The sequence below is a fragment of the Nocardiopsis sp. Huas11 genome (assembly GCF_003634495.1).
In the GTDB taxonomy this organism is placed as follows: Bacteria; Actinomycetota; Actinomycetes; order Streptosporangiales; family Streptosporangiaceae; genus Nocardiopsis.
In genome coordinates this window covers 4,095,151-4,113,598 of the sequence record NZ_RBKY01000001.1, presented here as the reverse complement: position 1 = coordinate 4,113,598, position 18,448 = coordinate 4,095,151, and the positions used below count along the sequence as shown (strand labels likewise).

Annotated in this window: 12 protein-coding genes; 7 read left to right on the top strand and 5 right to left on the bottom strand. The window is 73.2% G+C overall.

Going from position 1 to position 18,448, the window contains the following annotated elements; all coding sequences use genetic code 11:
• Positions 1 to 228: 228 nt before the first annotated feature.
• Together DFP74_RS18710 and DFP74_RS18705 are read left to right on the top strand one after the other, a co-directional pair.
• Complete coding sequence (locus DFP74_RS18710) at positions 229 to 3,603, top strand: pyruvate carboxylase (protein ID WP_121183246.1); 3,375 nt, start codon at positions 229 to 231, stop codon at positions 3,601 to 3,603.
• A 551-nt stretch (positions 3,604 to 4,154) separates the two neighbouring features.
• On the top strand, positions 4,155 to 5,567 hold the full coding sequence (locus DFP74_RS18705) for a nucleobase:cation symporter-2 family protein (RefSeq protein ID WP_121188352.1): 1,413 nt from the start codon (positions 4,155 to 4,157) through the stop codon (positions 5,565 to 5,567).
• On the opposite strand, the gene DFP74_RS18700 is transcribed toward DFP74_RS18705, so the two are convergent.
• The gene (locus tag DFP74_RS18700; protein WP_121183244.1) at positions 5,479 to 8,106 is read right to left on the bottom strand and encodes a GTPase-associated protein 1-related protein; all 2,628 of its coding nucleotides are present in this window, start codon (positions 8,104 to 8,106) and stop codon (positions 5,479 to 5,481) included. The genes DFP74_RS18705 and DFP74_RS18700 overlap by 89 nt on opposite strands.
• Before the next feature lie 689 nt (positions 8,107 to 8,795).
• On the opposite strand from DFP74_RS18700, the gene DFP74_RS18695 reads away from it, so the two are divergent.
• Positions 8,796 to 10,103 (top strand): DUF2786 domain-containing protein, encoded by a 1,308-nt coding sequence (locus DFP74_RS18695; RefSeq protein ID WP_233571026.1) that lies wholly within the window; start codon positions 8,796 to 8,798, stop codon positions 10,101 to 10,103.
• Positions 10,104 to 10,731: 628 nt separating this feature from the next.
• Positions 10,732 to 11,301 carry a helix-turn-helix domain-containing protein gene (locus tag DFP74_RS35175; RefSeq protein WP_199725699.1) on the top strand — a complete coding sequence of 190 codons (570 nt, stop codon included), beginning with the start codon at positions 10,732 to 10,734 and terminating at the stop codon, positions 11,299 to 11,301.
• Here DFP74_RS35175 and DFP74_RS18685 read toward each other — a convergent pair.
• Positions 11,245 to 12,369: a hypothetical protein gene (locus tag DFP74_RS18685; protein WP_121183242.1), complete on the bottom strand. Its 1,125-nt coding sequence runs from the start codon at positions 12,367 to 12,369 to the stop codon at positions 11,245 to 11,247. The genes DFP74_RS35175 and DFP74_RS18685 overlap by 57 nt on opposite strands.
• Before the next feature lie 132 nt (positions 12,370 to 12,501).
• Between DFP74_RS18685 and DFP74_RS18680 the strand changes: the two genes are divergently transcribed.
• On the top strand, positions 12,502 to 12,693 hold the full coding sequence (locus DFP74_RS18680; RefSeq protein ID WP_121183240.1) for a hypothetical protein: 192 nt from the start codon (positions 12,502 to 12,504) through the stop codon (positions 12,691 to 12,693).
• 28 nt (positions 12,694 to 12,721) lie between these two features.
• Here the strand turns inward: DFP74_RS18680 and DFP74_RS18675 are convergent, their stop codons facing one another.
• From DFP74_RS18675 to DFP74_RS18665, 3 genes are all read right to left on the bottom strand, one after another.
• Positions 12,722 to 13,393, bottom strand: a complete 672-nt coding sequence (locus tag DFP74_RS18675) for a DNA alkylation repair protein (RefSeq protein WP_121183238.1) — start codon at positions 13,391 to 13,393, stop codon at positions 12,722 to 12,724.
• Between the two features lie 196 nt (positions 13,394 to 13,589).
• A complete protein-coding gene (locus DFP74_RS18670) occupies positions 13,590 to 14,231 on the bottom strand; it encodes a DUF4333 domain-containing protein (protein ID WP_121183236.1) in 642 nt (213 codons plus the stop codon).
• A 167-nt stretch (positions 14,232 to 14,398) separates the two neighbouring features.
• Complete coding sequence (locus DFP74_RS18665) at positions 14,399 to 15,409, bottom strand: Lrp/AsnC family transcriptional regulator (protein ID WP_121183234.1); 1,011 nt, start codon at positions 15,407 to 15,409, stop codon at positions 14,399 to 14,401.
• A gap of 179 nt (positions 15,410 to 15,588) precedes the next feature.
• On the opposite strand from DFP74_RS18665, the gene DFP74_RS18660 reads away from it, so the two are divergent.
• On the top strand, positions 15,589 to 17,133 hold the full coding sequence (locus DFP74_RS18660) for an AbgT family transporter (protein WP_121183232.1): 1,545 nt from the start codon (positions 15,589 to 15,591) through the stop codon (positions 17,131 to 17,133).
• 72 nt (positions 17,134 to 17,205) lie between these two features.
• Positions 17,206 to 18,363, top strand: coding sequence for a M20 family metallopeptidase (locus tag DFP74_RS18655; protein WP_121183230.1), 1,158 nt, complete (start codon positions 17,206 to 17,208; stop codon positions 18,361 to 18,363).
• Positions 18,364 to 18,448: the final 85 nt, after the last annotated feature.

Here is an 18,448-nt window from a genome sequence, read left to right as displayed (position 1 = left end):
TGCCGCACTCGCCCGAAGAGCACCCCGCCCCGCACCGGGGCGGCGGGGTGGTCATCGTGTCCAGGGGGCATACTCCACTGCGCGGGTGCGGTGGGCGGACCCGGTGCGTACTCGGGCGGGGCCGGATGGTTATGGTGCCCCCTGACCTTGTGCGCGGGGCATCGGACACCGGCAACGGCGCCGCGGGGTCCTACCCCAGCAGGGGAGCAGACTCAGGAGGCAGCCAGCATGTTCCAGAAGATACTCGTGGCCAACCGCGGTGAGATCGCCATCCGCGCGTTGCGCGCGGGCAACGAGTTGCGGGCGAGGACCGTCGCGGTCTTCCCGCACGAGGACCGCAACTCCCTCCACCGGCTCAAGGCCGACGAGGCCTACCAGATCGGCGAGCAGGGCCACCCCGTGCGCGCCTACCTGTCCGTGGACGAGATCGTGCGCACCGCGCTGGAGGCGGGAGCGGACGCGGTCTACCCCGGTTACGGCTTCCTGTCGGAGAACCCGGAGCTGGCGCGGGCGTGCCGCGAGGCCGGGATCACGTTCGTGGGCCCGCCCGCCGAGGTACTCGAGCTGACCGGGAACAAGGCCACCGCGGTGGCCGCGGCCCGCGAGGCGGGCGTGCCGGTGCTGGGCTCCTCCGAGCCGACCACGGACGTCGACGCCCTGGTGGCCGCCTCGGAGGAGATCGGCTTCCCGCTGTTCGTCAAAGCCGTCGCCGGCGGCGGCGGCCGGGGCATGCGCCGGGTCGACACCCCCGGGTCCCTGCGCGAGTCGATCGAGGCCGCCATGCGCGAGGCCGGCGCGGCCTTCGACGACTCCACGGTCTTCTTGGAGAAGGCCGTCGTCGAGCCCCGCCACATCGAGGTCCAGATCCTCGCCGACGGCGAGGGCAACGTGATCCACCTCTTCGAGCGCGACTGCTCGGTGCAGCGGCGCCACCAGAAGGTGATCGAGCTGGCGCCCGCGCCCAACCTGGACCCGGAACTGCGCGAGCGCATGTGCGCCGACGCGGTGCGCTTCGCGCGCCGGATCGGCTACCGCAACGCCGGCACGGTGGAGTTCCTGGTGGACCGGGACGGCAACCACGTCTTCATCGAGATGAACCCGCGCATCCAGGTCGAGCACACGGTGACCGAGGAGGTCACCGACGTCGACCTCGTCCAGTCGCAGCTGCGCATCGCCTCCGGGGAGACCCTGGAGGACCTCGGGCTGAGCCAGGACTCCATCACCCTGCGCGGCGCCGCGCTGCAGTGCCGGATCACCACCGAGGACCCGGCCAACGGCTTCCGGCCCGACACCGGCACGATCAGCGCCTACCGCTCCCCCGGCGGCTCGGGCATCCGCCTGGACGGCGGTACCGCCTCGGCGGGAACCGAGGTCAGTGCCTACTTCGACTCGCTGCTGGTCAAGCTCAGCTGCCGGGGCCGGGACTTCGAGACGGCGGTCAGCCGCGCGCGGCGCGCCGTGGCCGAGTTCCGCATCCGCGGTATCGCGACGAACATCCCCTTCCTCCAGGCCGTGCTGGACGACCCGGACTTCCAGCAGGGGCGGGTGACCACCTCCTTCATCGAGGAGCGCCCGCAGCTGCTGACCGCCCGCCCCTCGGCGGACCGCGGTACGCGCCTGCTGACCTACCTGGCCGACGTGACGGTGAACAAGCCGCACGGGGAGCGCCCGCACCTGATCGATCCGGTCGCCAAGCTGCCGGTGACCGACGAGGACGCGCCGCGGGCCGGGTCCAAGCAGCGCTTGGACGAGCTGGGGCCGGAGGGGTTCGCACAGTGGCTGCGCTCCTCCGACAAGGTGGGGGTGACCGACACCACGTTCCGTGACGCGCACCAGTCGCTGCTGGCCACGCGGGTGCGGACCAAGGACCTGCTCGCGGTGGCGCCCACGGTGGCGCGCACCCTGCCCGACCTTTTGTCGCTGGAGTGCTGGGGCGGGGCGACCTACGACGTCGCGCTGCGGTTCCTGGCCGAGGATCCCTGGGAGCGGCTGGCGGCGCTGCGCGAGGCGGTGCCCAACATCTGCCTGCAGATGCTGCTGCGCGGCCGCAACACGGTGGGCTACACCCCCTACCCCGCGGAGGTGACCTCGGCGTTCGTGCAGGAGGCGGCCGCCACGGGTGTGGACGTGTTCCGGATCTTCGACGCGCTCAACGACGTGGAGCAGATGCGGCCGGCGATCGAGGCCGTCCGGGAGACCGGCACCGGGGTGGCCGAGGTCGCGCTGTGCTACACCTCGGACCTGTCCGACCCGGCCGAGAAGCTCTACACGCTGGACTACTACCTGGGCCTGGCCGAGCGCATCGTCGAGGCGGGCGCGCACGTGCTGGCGGTCAAGGACATGGCGGGGCTGCTGCGCGCGCCGGCGGCCGCACGGCTGGTCACGGCGCTGCGCCGGGAGTTCGACCTGCCGGTGCACATCCACACGCACGACACCCCGGGCGGGCAGCTGGCCACCTACCTGGCGGCGGTGAACGCGGGCGCCGACGCCGTCGACGGGGCCGTGGCCTCCATGGCGGGCACGACCTCGCAGCCGTCGCTGTCGGCGATCGTGGCGGCCTTCGACCACTCCGAGCGCTCCACGGGGCTGGACCTGGGCGCGGTGAACGCCCTGGAGCCGTACTGGGAGGCCGTGCGCCGGGTGTACGCGCCCTTCGAGGCCGGTCTGGCCTCGCCCACCGGGCGCGTGTACACGCACGAGATCCCCGGCGGCCAGCTGTCCAACCTGCGCACCCAGGCGATCGCGCTGGGGCTGGGCGACCGGTTCGAGGACATCGAGGCGATGTACGCCGCCGCCGACCGGATGCTGGGCCGACTGGTCAAGGTCACGCCGTCGTCGAAGGTGGTGGGCGACCTGGCCCTGCACCTGGTCGGCGCCGGGGTCTCGCCCGAGGACTTCGAGGCGGACCCGGCCCGGTTCGACATCCCCGACTCGGTGATCGGCTTCCTGCGGGGCGAGCTGGGCGTGCCGCCCGGCGCCTGGCCCGAGCCGTTCCGCACCAAGGCCCTGCAGGGGCGCGCTCAGGCCCGTCCGACCGAGGAGCTGACGCAGGAGGACCGTGCCGGTCTGGCCAAGGACCGGCGCACGACGCTCAACCGCCTGCTCTTCCCCGGCCCGACCCGGGAGTTCCAGGCGCACCGCGCGTCCTACAGCGACACCAGTGTGCTCGCCAGCCCGGACTTCTTCTACGGGCTGCGCGAGGGCGAGGAGCACGTGGTGGACCTGGAGCCGGGTGTGCGGCTGCTGATCGGGCTGGAGGCGGTCAGTGAGGCCGACGAGCGCGGTGTGCGCACGGTGATGACCACGCTCAACGACCAGCTCCGTCCGCTGCAGATCCGGGACCGCGCGCTGTCCTCGGCCGTGCGCGAGGCCGAGAAGGCCGACCGCGCCAACCCGGGGCACGTGGCGGTGCCCTTCGCCGGGGTGGTCACGCTGACGGTGGCCGAGGGCGACGAGGTCGAGGCCGGCGACACGGTGGCCACGATCGAGGCGATGAAGATGGAGGCGTCGATCACCGCTCCGAAGGCGGGGACGGTCAAGCGGATCGCGGTCGAGGACGTCCAGCGTGTGGAGGGCGGGGACCTGCTGCTGAGCCTGTCCTGACCGGCACTCCCGGCCGGTGGTGAACCCGCCCCGGCCGGGCCGGAGCCGGCCAAGGCGCCCCGGACGCATCCGTCCGGGGCGCCTTGGCGTGCGCGGCCGGGACCGCGGGCGCGCGGCGGCGCGGGCCGGAGCGGTCTTCGTCACGTTCTCGGCACGCTGTGGTGCGGGCCCGTGCCGGTGGGGCACGTGGCGTACGAGCGTCGCCGACGGTGGGCCGAGGGTCGAGAAAAGGGCAGCCGCAGGGTGTGGCGTGTTCGCCGCTGTCTCGTTCGGGAGACGGAACCGCGGACACGCGGACCACCGAAGACCACTCAGAGCGATCATTCATGCTCCGAGCGTATTGGTGTGTTCGACCAAACGAAAGGGCTTCGTTTGCACTTCAGATTGGAGCATCCGATGATTTGATCACCGGACCGATCGTCGTGTCCTCCACCTCCCCGTGGCACCCGGCGATCCGCCCGTGCCTCGTCGTGCCCGCCGTCGGACGGACGCCGCACGGCGCCGTGCTCGGGGCCGGCACCCGCTCGAATCGATCCACCCGGAAGGCTCACATGACGTTCCTCAGGGGCGGCCGCGACGCGCACCCCGCGCCGCGGACCCAGGACACCCCCACCGCCGAACGCCCCGAGGACGAGAAGCCGCCCGGCCGGCTCATGGGCCTGTACGGCCTCCAGCACATCCTCGCGCTCTACGCCGGGGTCATCGCCCCACCGCTGGTCGTGGCCACGGCCGTGGGACTCGACACCGTGGAGACCGGGCTGATCGTCAGCGGCGCGCTGTTGGTCAGCGGCCTGGCCACCCTGTTGCAGACCCTGGGCGTGTGGAAGTTCGGCGCGAAGGTCCCCCTCGTGATCGGCGCCTCCTTCGTGCCCGTCACCGCGATGACCGCGATCGCCGACGACGCCGGGCTGCCCGCCGTGTTCGGCGCCTCGGTGGTGGCAGGGCTGTTCGGCATCCTCGTCGCGCCGTTCGTGGCGAGCCTGATCCGGTTCTTCCCGCCCGTGGTGACCGGCAGCGTCATCACCGTCATCGGGGTGACCCTGATGCCGGTGGCGGTCGGCTGGATCGCCGAGGACGGCAACGACGGCGCCCCGACGGGTACCGCGCTGGCGCTGGCCGGCGCGACCCTGGCGATCACCCTGCTGCTGTCCAGGCTGCTGCCGGGAGTGTGGAACCGCGCGTCGATCCTCCTCGGCATGGTGCTGGGCACCCTGATCGCCGCCGCGTTCGGCCGGGTGGACTTCTCCGCCGTGGCCGAGGGCCCGATGCTCTCGATCGCCCGCCCCTTCCACTTCGGTGCCCCGGAGTTCCAGGTCACCGCGATCGTGACCATGTGCGTCGTCATGCTCGTCATCCTGGTCGAGGGCGTGGCCGACATCCTCGCGACCAGCCAGGTCGTGGGCACGAAGATGGACGGGCGGCGCCTGGCCGCCGGGCTGCGCGCCGACGCCGCCACCGCCGTGATCGGCCCGCTGTTCAACTCCTTCCCCGGGAGCACCTTCAGCCAGAACATCGGCCTGATCGCCCTGAACAAGGTCAAGAGCCGCTACGTCGTGGCGGTCGGCGCGCTGATCCTGGTCGCCATGGGACTGTTCCCGGTGCTGGGACGGGTCGCGGCGATGATCCCCGCGCCGGTGCTGGGCGGCGCCGGGCTGGTGCTGTTCGGCTCCGTGGCCGCCGCGGGCATCCAGACCCTCGGCCGGGTGGACTACGAGGGCAACCACAACCTCGTGATCGTGGCGGTCGCGCTGTCGCTGGGGGTCGTGTCGATCACCGCTCCGGGCTTCTTCGCGGTCTTCCCGGACTGGGCGTCGACGCTGCTGGGGTCGGGGATCGTGACCGGCACCGCCGCCGCGGTCCTGCTCAACGTGTTCTTCAACGTCCTGGGCCGCTCCGGGGACGGGTCCTCGACCCGGGCGCAGGAGCGGAGCGATCCCGCCGGGCCCGTACCGGCCCGGGACTGACGCGGCGCAGGACCGTTCCGAACCCGCGCGGGCGGCCCCGGCCGGGCGTGCCGTCCTCCATCCAGGACCGCACCTGTTCGGCGGTGTCCGGGGCCACCGCGCCGATCAGCGCGTAGGCGTCCCGCCGCCGGGCCGGGCGCAGCGCGCGCAGGGACGGGGCCAGGACCTGGTCCAGCAGGGGTCCCCGTACCGCCTCCCACGCGGGGCTCCCCGAGCGGGCCCACCACAGCCACGCGTGCGCCGCGCACATGCGGTGGTCCCCGCGCAGGACGGGCGGGAGTTCGGCGCGCGCCCGCCGGGTGTAGGCCGCGGCCAGCTCCGGTGTGGCCAGGGCCGCGAACTCCGCGAACTCCAGGGCGAAGACCCGGTCGTCGGCGGCGAAGCCGTCGGGGTCCAGGACCCGTTCGACCACCGCGCGGGCGGCGTCCTCGCCCAGCGGCCCACGGCCGGCCCGGCTCAGGAGCAGGTCCAGGTGGCGGCGCACCACCCGGTCGGTGCCCGCGCCCCTGCCCACGTCGCGCAGCCGGCCGGTGAGCGCCACGAGTTCCACGACCGGCCGGTGCCGGGGCGGGAAGAGGTCCAGGTAGTGGTCCATCAAAAGGTCGGCCAGGGCCGTGATCCGGCGGTGCGGCCGCACCGCTTCGACCACGAGGGACGAGGCGGCCTCGGCCACCTCCGGGCGCGGGTGCGCCCGCAGCGTGCGCGCCGCCCGGCCGGTGTCGGGTGCGCGTCCGGCCCAGGCGATGCGCAGGGCCAGCCGCAGTGAGGCGCCGTCCGGTTCACCTCCGGGGTCGAGCGTGTCGGTGACCAGGGCGAGCTCGGCGAGGTCGGTGTCCGCGGCACCGGCGCCGCGGGCGGGACCGGCGCCGCGGCGGGCGGCGGCGAGGCGCTGAACGGCCCGCAGCGCGCGCAGCGGCGGTGGCGGCGGGTCGAGCAGCCAGGCCGGAGCGTCCCGGGCGACCAGGTCCAGGACGGGTCCTGGCTCCTCGCGGGCACGGGTGTCCAGGGCTCGCAGGACGGCGGAGCGCGACCGTGCCTGCCCGGGTTCGCCGAGAAGCCGGGCCACGGCCGCGCGGCCGGCCCCGTCCTCCAGCAGCCAGGGCACGAGGAGCCGGGCCGCGTGCTCTTCCTGGAGGTGGGGCTGGAGCAGCAGGTCGCTCAGCCGGAACAGCTCGAGCAGGACGTGGACCGGCGTTCCGTCGCGCGTGAGCGCCCGCTGGAGCGCCTCTCGCGCGCAACGCAGCGGACGGTCCTCGCGCACCGATCCGAGCCGGTCACGGGACCAGCGCAGCGCTTCGCGCAGATCCGCGTTGTCCGGCTCCTCGACGAGCAGTTCGGGCAGGCCTTCGAGGGCCGCGGTGACCAGTGGCGTCGTGAGCGCGGAGTCGAACCGCCGTTCCAGGGCGGTGGCGAGGTCGTGGGCGGCCTCCGGGCGCGGCGGGCCGCCGGCGGTGAGGGCGGTGAGCAGCGCGGCCCACCACGCACGGGGGTGCTCGCCGACCCGGGCGCGGCACCAGGACACGGCGTCGGGGGCCGTCGAGGCCGGGAGTTCGACGCCCTCGGCCAGAGCGGCGCAGGCGAGGGCGCCGCCCAGGTCCCGTGCCCGTCGGGACAAGGACACGCCGGGATCCCGCGGAGCGGCCGCCAGGGTCGCGTGCAGCAGGTCGCCGCGTCCGGCCTCCCACAGCGCCGCCGCCGCGACGGCCCAGGTGAGAAGTTCCGTGGCGGGTTCCGCGCCAGGCTCCGTGGCGGGTTCCGCGCCCGTCCGGGGGTGGTGCACCCGATACCGGTCACCGGTCGCGGCGTCGACGAAGGCCGAGCCGCAGGTGACACCGATGACGTGGTGCGGGGCCAGGTCGGGCCGCCGGGTGCCGGTGGTGAAGGTGAGGAGTGCGGCCAGGTCGAAGGGCAGGCTGTGGCAGGCCAGGGCGATCCAGTGGGCGACCTCGGTGCCGGAACCGACCAGGACGACCTGGCGGGCCGTCTCGCCGTCCTCGCCCAGCGCGTGCAGGACGTCGGTGAGCACGGCCGCGACCCGGCCCCGGTGGCGGCGGGTGAAGGCCGTGAGGCGCTCCGGCGACGGGGCGCCGTCCGCGCACGGCAGTCCCCCGGTCTCGGCGGCGGGGCGGCCGGGTGTCCCGTGCCCGCGAACCGGCCCGGTGCCGCGCGCCCCCGTCCGCCAGGCGGAGGAACCCCAGGTGTCGATGGGCAGGGTCGGCGACGTGCTCTCCCCCCACAGCACCACGGCGTGCGCGTGATAGGCGCCGTACACATCGGCGTGATCACGGCCCACGTGGACCGTGTGGGTGAGGACAGTGGTGTCGCTGTCGAGCCGGGTGTGGCTGAGAGCGGCCGGGACATCGGCGCGCGGGTCCGGGTCGTCGGGCCGGGGCGGGGGTGCGGGCGGCGGTGCGTGGGACAGGAGGCGTTCGATCCGGCGCAGGAGTGCGGGCCGCAGCCCAGGGGAGGCTCCGGCGATCTGGAATCCGGGGGCGCCGGTCGGCCCGGACGAGGTGTAGTGCGCTTCCGCTGTGCTCATCGGCCGTCCTTCGGGGGAACTCGTGCGGTCGACAAAAAAAGGGGGCGAGCGGGCGTTCCATGGCGGGGCGAAGCGCCCTGGATTCGATGGTGGACGTTTCTCCTGTGACGGAGGAAAAGGAGGGTGGACGGGAGCACGCCCGGGACTCGGGAACTCCTGTGATTCCGGTTCAGCAGGAAGAACCGGACTTTCCTGGGTTCGGCGCCGGACCCGGGGACGACATTCTCGAACGAAGGGTCTTTCAGCGGAAAATAGTACCAACGGAGTCCGTAGTTCTCCAGAGAAGTGTTCTTCGCCCCCTAAAAGCACCACACGCCACAAACCAGACCAAAAAGAAATATCCCCGCATTCACCACGCGCGCCCGTCGTCGAGGAGCGATGGGGGTCCGGGCCCCTCAGGGCCCGTCGACCGCGGACGCCAGGCCGTGCACGTGGGCTCCGACCAGGCACATCCCCCGAGACCTCTCCCCGCACGGGCGTGACCGGGCGGGCCCCGCCCCAACGCGGCCCCTCCCCCGCGGACCCGCTGCCCTGGCCCACGGGCGGACACACGGTCGGCGTTGTCCACAGGGCGGCCACGGCACCGCGAATTCCTGCCATCCTTAGTCCTCAGGAGAACCGAGCGTCTCGATGGGAACCGGATGCGCATGGGCAGGGGCAACCGTGAACGGCGGCTCGCCAGGCTGAGGATGACAGGCGACCGGCAGCACCGCCGGGACACACAGCGTGGACCCACCACGCCCACCTCCCGCGGCGCCGCGCCTCCGCCCCTGCCCGAGGACCACGCGCGCCAGCTGGTGGCCCTCGCCGTGGACGCGCTGCGCCGGGGCGGTGAGTCGCAGCTGGACGCGACCCTGGCCGAGCTCGCCGAACCCGGTGTGCCGGGCTGGGGACGCGCGGTCGACCGCGCCCTGTTCTCCGGCCTGGAACGCCAGATCACGCGCTCCTGGCAGTACGGGTGGCAGCCCGCCGAACTGGTGCGCGTGCTCACCCGCGAGCTCGACCGCGCCGGCGGGGCCCTGGTCACCGACATGGTCGCCGCCGAGAACCGCCGTTACGCCGCCGCCCGGATCGCGCCCGAGTGGTCGCGCCAACTACGCGACCTGGGCGCGGAGCCGTGGTGGGGCGCCGACACCGACCACGCGCGCCTCTTCGCCGAGCGCCACGGCCTGGACCGGCTCCAGGCCGTCCGCCTGGCCGTGCGGACGACCGCCGTACTGGGGTCCCTGCCCCGGCTCCAGGTGCTGTGCCCGCTGCCCGGGCAGGCCAGCTCGAAGACGTCCGAGGACGGGATCGACCCCGCCAAGCTCGCCCGGATCCGCCATCTGCTGGCCAAGGCCGAGGCCACCGAGTTCCCCGAGGAGGCCGAGGCGCTCACCGGCCGGGCCCAGGAGCTGATGGCGCGGCACAGCATCGACCACGCGGCCGTGGTCGCCGAGTCCGGGGACACCGGCGACGTCCACGGGCGCCGGCTCCCCGTGGACGCGCCCTACGAGTCGTACAAGGCGGCCCTGCTCAACGTCATCGCCCAGGCCAACCGCTGCCGGGCGGTGTGGCACCGACAGCTCGCCCTGTGCACTGTGCTGGGCTACCCCGGCGACGTCGACGCCGTGGAGCTGCTGTTCACCTCACTGCTCGTGCAGGCCACCACCGCGATGCGCCTGGCGGGGTCCACCCGCGACCGCCACGGGCGCTCCACCACGCGCTCCTTTCGCGCGTCGTTCCTGTCCGCCTTCGCCGACCGGATCGGCGAACGCCTCATGGTGGCCTCGCACACCGGGGAGCGGGAGGCGGTGCACGAGCACGCCCAGGCCGGAACCGACCTCGTACCGGTGCTGGCACGCCGCTCCGAACGCGTGGAGGAGGCCTTCCACTCCACCTTCCCCGAGGTGGAGCAGACCGAGCTGAGCGTCCCCACCAACGCCCAGGGCTGGGAGGCCGGGTGGGCCGCCGCGGACGCGGCGACCCTGGCCACCCGGAACCGCGTCACCAGCTGACCCCGCGGTGCCGGCAGCGGGGCGGTGGTCCCCACCTCCGGCCGCGCGCACCGCTACGGGCTCCACGCCCCTCGCCCGGGGTGCGCACGCCGGCGCACCGGGCCCGGGACCGCGCCCGCCTGCTCCCCCTCACGCCCCCGCACCGCCCCGGGTCGGGAAGGGCGTCGAGTGCCTCGGCGCACGCGTTTCTCGCCGGCGGAACGACGATGGAAGGGGTGTGCGGGTCGCCCGCCACCAGAGTGAGGGCGACCGCGAGCACCAGGGCGCAGTGGACGGCGAACGTCGGGAGTCGGTCCGGCATGCCTCCACCCTGGCAACCATCACGTGTGGTCGTGATGTGATCACTCCAGGCTCCGTGTCCGGTTCAGGACACGGCGGGAAGGCATGATCCGCGCCCCTCAGGGGAAGCCGACCCGTCCGGACCGACGGCTGAGCACTGCCTCCGCATGGACGGCGCCGCCCTCATCGAGGTCGACACCCCAGGCCGGAGCCACCACATGAGTGCGCCCGGCCGACAGAGCATCAGGCCAAGGGACTCCGCCGCCGACCGCAACGCTCCCGCATGAGCCATGTGACCACATCGGTTACTTCGTGACCGATGTGGTCACCCATGCGCTAGAGCCTCCCCATGGTGGAACCGACCAGTGAGCAGATCGACGCTCAGATCGTGGACCGGGCGGCGGGCCTGTTCGCCCGCCACGGCTTCGAGAACACATCAGTCCAACAGATCGCTGACGCGACCGGATACTCCAAGGCCGGGGTCCTGCGCCGCTTCGTCACCAAGGACGCATCCTCGGACGCCGCCATCGCCCTCATCCCCCGCGCCCCCGTCGTGATCATCGAATTCCAGGCCTACGTCCTGGCGGCGCTGGCACGGTCATTCTCTGGCGGTCGACCTTCGGGTACCGGCGACTCGAACTGCCGTCCAAACGGGCGGGGTACCGGGCGGGCCTCATCGTCAACCTGCGCCTCTATCCCGTCATCGTCCTGGTGCTCTTCATCATCGCCGTCATCGCCGTCTTCGAGGCTTGGGAGGTCATCTACCTCATCCCACTTCTGCACTGACCCGACACGGAACGCTCGAACTCGCGGAGTCGCCGCGTGCTCGGTGCTCAGGTGGGGCCGCGAGGGCGAAGACGGCCTAGGGGCCGATCAGGGAGGCCAGTTCCAATGCCATCTCCTGGGCCTCCACCAATGACGTCAGGGTCACGTCCTCATGCGGTGCGGCCGCTCCCGCCCGCAGGGTCGACTCGGTGATCTCGTCCAGCCGGGCGGCCGACCGGCGGTCCTCGATCTCCAGCTCCGCCGCGGCCACCTTCTCCGCGTAGTCCTCCAGCCGCCCGATCCGCCACTCCACCGCGCGGACGTCCTCCTCGAGCGCGGCGCGAGCGCGCTCGGCCGCCCTGCGGCTACGCTCTCCCGGCGTGGGCACGGCCGCGATCAGCCGCCGGGAGCTCGTGTGCCGTTCCAGGCTCCGCGCGACGGACCACTCGATGTCGCCGAGCACCACGCGGTTGCGCACCGCGTCGAGCAGCAGGCCCCGGTCGTGCAGCGGTGACTCGAGCACGGTGTCCACGGCGCGCTGCGCCCTGCCGAGCAGGTCGCGTGCCTGGTCGTCGAGGGACCGTGGCTCGACGAACCGGCCGGCGAACGCGGCGGTGACGTCCTCAGGGGCGGACGACCGTCCGGTGTCCGCGCTCGGCGCACCGGCGATGCCCCTCACGACCAGCACGACGACGGCCCCGGCGAACAGGACGATGAGCGCGGACACCGGGCCCGCGACCAGCATCGTCGCGTACGCGAACGCCGCCAGCGACAGGTAGGCCAGGCGCGTGCGCTTGCCGACGGGCGCGTCCGCGGGCGCGGTCCGGGCCTGGGCGTGCGCGCCGCCGTGACGCCGCCCGCCCAGCGCCGCGCGCAGGCGGTCCGCGTCCTCACGGCCGATGGCGGGGTGCAGGGTCGCGCGCAGCGGCCGACCGCCGAAGACCCCCAAGGTCAAGGTCTCTGCGTCCCCGCACGGCGCGTCCGGACCGGCCGGCAGCCGGGCGCGGGCCTGCCTGCCGCGTTCGGTCAGCCGCCAGTCGTCCGCCCCGTCCCCGGCGGCCACCAGTCCGCGGCGCCGGAGTTCGTCCAGTGTCGGAACGCCCACGCGGAAGCGCACGCGCAACGTCCGGGGGTTCACGGGATCGGATTCGGCCTCGCGGAGGGCCCGCGCCATCGCCGGTGAGATCCGCACGCTGTCTCCGCCGGGGAGGATGAGCTCCATGGGGCCCTTTCGCGGTCGCCCGGATCATCGTTCTGGCACGGCACCCGACGTGGCGCTTGCGCATCGCCACCGGCCCGGGCGGTCACCGACACCTGGGCCAGAGTAGCGCCCGTACGTGCCGCGCAGGAGGAGTTGTGCAGGTCCGAGCTCCGATCGGTACCTCCCGGCGCCCCCTTCGCCCCGGTTCGCCCGAGAGGGGGAGCGGCCGCCCCGCGCCGGGCCCGCGCCTGGCTGGTCGCCGAGAACGACACCGTCACCATGGTCGTGCTGTTCGTCTTCGGCGGTGTGTTCGTCGCCAAGGGCTCGGGCGTCCTGCTGGGCTGAGCCCGCGCGCCTCAGCCCTCGTCGGCCCTCAGCCCTCGTTGTGGCGGCGCACCATCTCCGCGATCCACACGGGCGCGAACGGAGACGTGCAGTTCGGCGGGGTCGGGTAGTCCTCGAGCACCCGCAGGCGCTCGCCGATGCCGATCGCGCGGGCGCGGTGTTCGGGGTGATGGATCCCGATGTGGCCGAGGCAGGTGTTCATCGCCCACTGGAGCCGGTCCGGCGCGTCCTTCATGTCGGCCTCGATGGCGTCGAGCAGCGCGTCGAGGTCCAGCCCCTCGGGGTTCTTCACCACCCGGTCGGCGGTCAGCGCCCAGCCGGCGGCGGCGACCTCCGGGTCGGGGTCCGCGGTCCAGGCCAGGCGCAGCTCTTCGGCGTGCGGGTTCTTGCGCACCACGTAGTTGACGAGCCAGTCGTGCACCTTGGGGGCGCGGGCCTGGCGCACCATGGTGTCGAGCTCGTCGCGTCCGAAGGCCTTCGGACGGCAGATGAGCAGCGCCAGGAGCTTGGCCGCGGTGTCATCGGTCTCCCAGAGCCCGACCGCGAGTTCCTGCTGGGTCCTGATCCGCTTGGCGATCGCCCGCAGCCTGGTCAGGTTCACCCCGTGGTCGTCGCCGCGCTTCTCGTTGACCCTGCGCATCCTCGGGTCCTCGAGTTCGGCCAGCTCGGCCAGGACCTGCGCCACCGTCGTCTCCGTCACCCGGATACCCCGTCCGCCGTCGTCCGTCGGCCATCGTGCCCGTCGGCTCCCGGCCGACGTTATCCCGTGCCCGGCCGCGACCGCATCCGGACAGGCGGGGCGCCGCCGCACCGGCCCCGGAACGCACTCGGCGGGCGGTGGGCGGCGGGCCGCACGGTCCGGGACCGGCGGCCCACCGCGGGTCGGCGCATCCCCGCTACAGCGGAGCGTCGTCGACCAGGATGTCCCACAGGACGGTGGTCCCCTCGACGGAGGTCGCCGTGATGGTCACGCCGTAGTTCATGCCGCCGCTCACCAGGTTGCAGCGGATCTCGGCGCCCACCCGCGCGGGCAGGTCCTGGGCGCAGGTGAACTCCTCGAAGCTCTGGCCCGCCTGCTCCAGCTGCGCGGCGGACTGCTCGGCCACCTCCGAGGACGGGACGGAGTCGCCGGCGGCCGAGCCGGTGCCGTCGTCGCCGGCGTCGTCGGCCGCGGTGTCATCGGCCGTGTCGTCGGCCGCGGCGTCGTCGGCGGGGGCGTCATCGACCTGGACATCCCACTCGACGTCGGAGCCGTCGACCGCGGTCGTGGTGACGGTCGCGCCGAGGCTCTCGCCGCCGTTGGTGAGCTCGCAGCGGATCTCCGCGCCCACCTCCGCGGGCAGGTCCTCCGTACAGGTGAAGTCGTCCGGGGTCTGGCCGACCTCTTCCGCCAGCATCTCGCTGGAGCGCTCGGCGACCTGTTCGGCGTCGACGGCACCGGGGCCACCGATGCTGAAGGAGCAGCCCGTGGCCAAGAGCAGGGGCAGGGCGCCCAGAACGGCTCCGGCGGTGACGCGTTGACGACCGATGTGCCGCATCGCGGCCTCCTCAGGGTGGGGAATATGCCACATGAACCGACGAGGGGAACGGCCGACGGGTTCCTAAGTCACCTGCTCTGATGCTGATTTGTAGCCAAATGTCTGCTTTGCTCACCAGGTGGACGCCTGGGGGCCCTGGGAATCACGGAATGAGGAAGCCCGCCCGCTCAGGCCGGGTCGACCGAGAACGGGAGCCGGGCCTGGCCCAGCAGTCCCTCGTGCCGGTCGACCCAGTACCGGCGCAGCACGTCCAACAGCACGGACGACCGCACGTCCGTCACCCCCGGCATGACCGCGAGGTCCTCGGTGATGAAGCGGCCCAGCGCGTGCTCGTCCCGGAAGGCCCCGTGGTGGATCACCGACACCTCGCCCGCCACCACCGACACATAGCGCGCCGAAGGATGGGCGGCCAGCCGTTCGGCCACCTGGGCGATGGACCCCGGATGCACCGTCAGTGACAGGACCACCTCCAGGCGCATGCCCAGCCGCTCCGGCTCCACCTCCACGCGCGGGCGCACCACCCCGCGCTCCAGCAGCGACTGGACGAGGCGGTAGGCGGTGGACTGGCTCACGCCCAGCTCACGCGCCACGTCTGCCGACCCGATGCGCGCGTCGGTGTGCAGCAGCCGCACCGCACCCCTCTCGTCGGCGGTCAGCGGTTCCGAGGCGACCGCCCCGGCCTCGGGCACGTGCGTGCGGTAGGGCAGCAGCGCCGCCAGCCGCTCGGTCGGCAGCCGGTCCAGGGCCCAGGCGTCGGCCCGGGTGACCGGCCGCAGCACCAGGTCGGACTGGGTGGAGCGCACGCCCTCCACCGACGGGATCCCACTGGTCAGCAGCTCGACCGCCTGCCGCCGACTGGAGGGGTGCGCGACGCAGTAGACGTCGGCCCGACCGCTGCTCACCGCCACGAGCTGGATCTCCGGCCGCCGGGCGAGCTGCCGGGCCACTTCCACGGACCGCCCGGGGACGGCGTGCAGCCACACGTGGCGCGGGTGCGCGTCGGAGACGAGCGACCAGTCGAGCTGGCCGACCACGCGCAGCAGCCGCTGCGCCTGCAACCGCTGCAGCCTGCGCCCGGCCGTGCTCGGCGAGCTGCCGAGCACCTCGGCGAGGGCGCTGCTCGGAGCCCGGGGGGCGTACTGCAGGGCCGCGACCAGGTCGAGGTCGAGTTCGTCCATCTCCTGTGCTGCCACATCCAGATCATAGCCGCTATCGGGGCACTGATTTATGACTTAATCGAGCACTTGCACGATGGATATTGACAAGAAACACCATCACGATGGACTCTTGCCTGACGCCGCGGTGTGACGCGCATCATGCCGCGCTCTCCCCAGCCCTTCGCCCCCAGGAGTCGACGGTGGTCTCTGCCGACGCCCGCACCACCGGCCGCGGTATGGCCGTGCTCATGCGGTTCCTCCAGTTCATCGAGCGGGTGGGCAACAAGCTCCCCCACCCGTTCTGGCTGTTCATCATCATGGCGGCCCTGGTCGTGGCGCTCAGCGCCGTGCTCAACGCGATGGGCGCCTACGCGATCTCCCCCGCCGACGGCGAGCGCATCCAGGTCGAGAGCCTGCTGACCGCCGAGGGCGCGCGGATGATGATCGGCGACGCCATCACCAACTTCGCCGAGTTCCCGCCGATGGCGCTCATCGTCGTGGTGATGCTCGGCGTCGCGGTCGCCGAGCGCGCGGGCCTGCTCAACGCCCTGCTGCGCGGCAGCGTCACGCGCGTGCCCACCCAACTGCTGACGTTCGCCCTCGCACTGGTCGGTGTGAGCGCGAGCGTGGCCTCCGACGCCGCCTACGTGGTGCTGGTCCCGCTGGGCGCCATGATCTTCAAGGCGGCCGGCCGCAGCCCGATCCTCGGCCTCGTGGTCGCGTTCGGCTCGATCTCCGCGGGCTACAACGCCTCACTCGTCCTGACCCCGGGGGACGCGCTGTTCGCCGGTCTCACCACGAGCGCCGCGCACATCATCGATCCCGCCTACGTGGTCACCCCGCTCGGCAACTACTTCTTCACCGCGGTCAGCTCGGTCTTCCTCGCGCTGGTCATCACCGCCGTCGCCGAGTTCGTCCTGGCCCGCACGACCGCGCGCATGGAGGTGGACGGCGAGGGCGCCGACGCCGAACTGGGCGACCTGCGGCTGACCCCGCTGGAGCGCCGGGGCCTGCTGCGGTCGCTGCTGGTGCTGGTCGTGGTGGTGGTCGTGATCGCGGCGGCGCTGATCCCGTCCGGGTCGCCGATGCGCGGCGAGGACGGCGGCGTGCTCAGCTCGCCGATCGTCACCGGCATCGCCTTCATCATGGGCCTGCTGTTCCTGGTCCTCGGGGCGGTCTTCGGCCGCACCACCGGGTCCCTGGCCCGGGCCCGTGACATCCCCGAGGCGATGGCCTCGGGTGTGCGCGACCTGGCGCCGGTGCTGGTGCTGTTCTTCGCCGCCGCGCAGTTCCTGGCCTACTTCCGCTGGACCGGCCTGGGCGAGGTCATCGCGGTACGCGGCGCGGAGCTGCTGGACGCCACCGGTGTTCCGACGCCGGTGCTGCTGGTCGGCATGGTGCTCGTGTGCACGCTCATGAACATCGTGATCACCAGCGGATCGGCGCAGTGGGCGCTGGTGGCGCCGGTGTTCGTACCGATGTTCATGCTGTTGAGCATTCCGCCGGAGACGACGCAGGCCGTGTTCCGGGTGGCCGACTCCCCCACCAACGTCATCAGCCCGATGAGCCCGTACTTCGCGATGGCGCTGGGCTTCCTCCAGCGCTACCGCCGCGACGCGGGCATCGGCACGCTGCTGTCGATGACGCTGCCGATCTCGGTGGCCATGCTCGTGGGCTGGACCGTCCTCCTGCTGGCCTGGTGGGGGCTGGGCATCCCGCTCGGTCCCGGGGCGCCGGTCCGCTGATCCCCGGCCCTCGTCCCCCTGTTCCTCCTCCCCTTCCCCGCACTGACCGACCCGAGACCGAGAGGTGACCACATGAGCGACGCGGACCTGCCCGCCCTGGCCGAGGCGGCCCGACGCGACCTGCCCCACATCCTGGAGGACCTGCGCCGCCTGGTGGAGAGCGAGACCCCCAGCCACGACAAGGAGCTGCTCGACGCGGGTCTGGACGACATCGAGGCGTGGCTGGGCGAACGGCTCGGCGCGCCGTCCGAACGCGTCCGCCACGCGGGCGGCGCCGACGGCGACGTGCTGGAGGTGCTCTACCCGGGCGAGGCCGCCGGAGAGGTGCTGCTGCTGTGCCACTACGACACGGTGTGGCCGCGCGGGACGATCCGGGAGTGGCCGGTCTCGATCGTCGGCGACCGCTTCAACGGCCCCGGGTGCTTCGACATGAAGGCCGGGATCGTGCAGGGCGTGTGGGCGATCCGGGCCCTGCGCGAACAGGGTGCGCGCGTGCCCTCGATCCGCTTTCTGCTGAACGGCGACGAGGAGATCGGCAGCCCCGCGTCGCGCGAGCACGTGGAGCGCGCGGGTCTGCGGGCCGACGTCACGCTCGTGCTGGAACCCAGCCGTGCGGGCCTGGTGAAGACCGGCCGCAAGGGGATGGGGCTCTTCGACGTCACGGCCACCGGGATCGAGTCGCACGCGGGCCTGGACCCCGAGGCGGGGGCGAGCGCGGTGCACGCCCTGGCCGAGCTGGTGCCGGAGATCGCGGCGCTGGCCGCCCCCGAGCGGGGCACCACGGTCAACGTGGGCGTGTTCGACGGCGGGACCGCGCGCAACGTGGTCGCGGGCCGGGCCGCCTGCCAGGTGGACGTGCGGATCCAGGACCCGGAGGAGACCGCGCGCGTGGACGCGGGACTGGCGGCGCTGGCCCCCTCGGACGTGCGGGTCAAGGTGGAGGTGACCGGCGGGTGGAACCGCATGCCGATGAACCCGGGCCCGGCCACCGACCACGCGTTCGGCCTGGCCCGCGAGGTCGCCCGGGGCCTGGGTGAGGATCTGGGGCAGATCTCGGTGGGCGGAGCGAGCGACGGCAACCTGGTGGCGGCGCTGGGCCGCCCGGTCCTGGACGGCCTGGGCGCAGCCGGCGCCGGGCCGCACTCGCGCGACGAGCACGTGAGCGTCGGCCGCACACCGCACCAGGTGGCGCTGGTGGCGGGCCTGCTCGCCCGTCTCGCCGACCGCTGACCGCCAGGGCCCCGGTCGAAGGGCCAGGGTCGAAGGGCCGGGGACGCCGGACGCGGCACGGGGTCAGGCCCGGGGGCCTGGCCGA

Excerpts from the sequence above, each read along its gene's own strand:
- DFP74_RS18695 (WP_233571026.1), top strand. The coding sequence starts at position 8,796 with ATGACAGGCGACCGGCAGCACCGCCGGGACACACAGCGTGGACCCACC.
- DFP74_RS18705 (WP_121188352.1), top strand. The coding sequence starts at position 4,155 with ATGACGTTCCTCAGGGGCGGCCGCGACGCGCACCCCGCGCCGCGGACC.
- DFP74_RS18710 (WP_121183246.1), top strand. The coding sequence starts at position 229 with ATGTTCCAGAAGATACTCGTGGCCAACCGCGGTGAGATCGCCATCCGC.
- DFP74_RS18670 (WP_121183236.1), bottom strand. The coding sequence starts at position 14,231 with ATGCGGCACATCGGTCGTCAACGCGTCACCGCCGGAGCCGTTCTGGGC.
- DFP74_RS18665 (WP_121183234.1), bottom strand. The coding sequence starts at position 15,409 with ATGGACGAACTCGACCTCGACCTGGTCGCGGCCCTGCAGTACGCCCCC.
- DFP74_RS18655 (WP_121183230.1), top strand. The coding sequence starts at position 17,206 with ATGAGCGACGCGGACCTGCCCGCCCTGGCCGAGGCGGCCCGACGCGAC.
- DFP74_RS35175 (WP_199725699.1), top strand. The coding sequence starts at position 10,732 with ATGGTGGAACCGACCAGTGAGCAGATCGACGCTCAGATCGTGGACCGG.
- DFP74_RS18700 (WP_121183244.1), bottom strand. The coding sequence starts at position 8,106 with ATGAGCACAGCGGAAGCGCACTACACCTCGTCCGGGCCGACCGGCGCC.
- DFP74_RS18685 (WP_121183242.1), bottom strand. The coding sequence starts at position 12,369 with ATGGAGCTCATCCTCCCCGGCGGAGACAGCGTGCGGATCTCACCGGCG.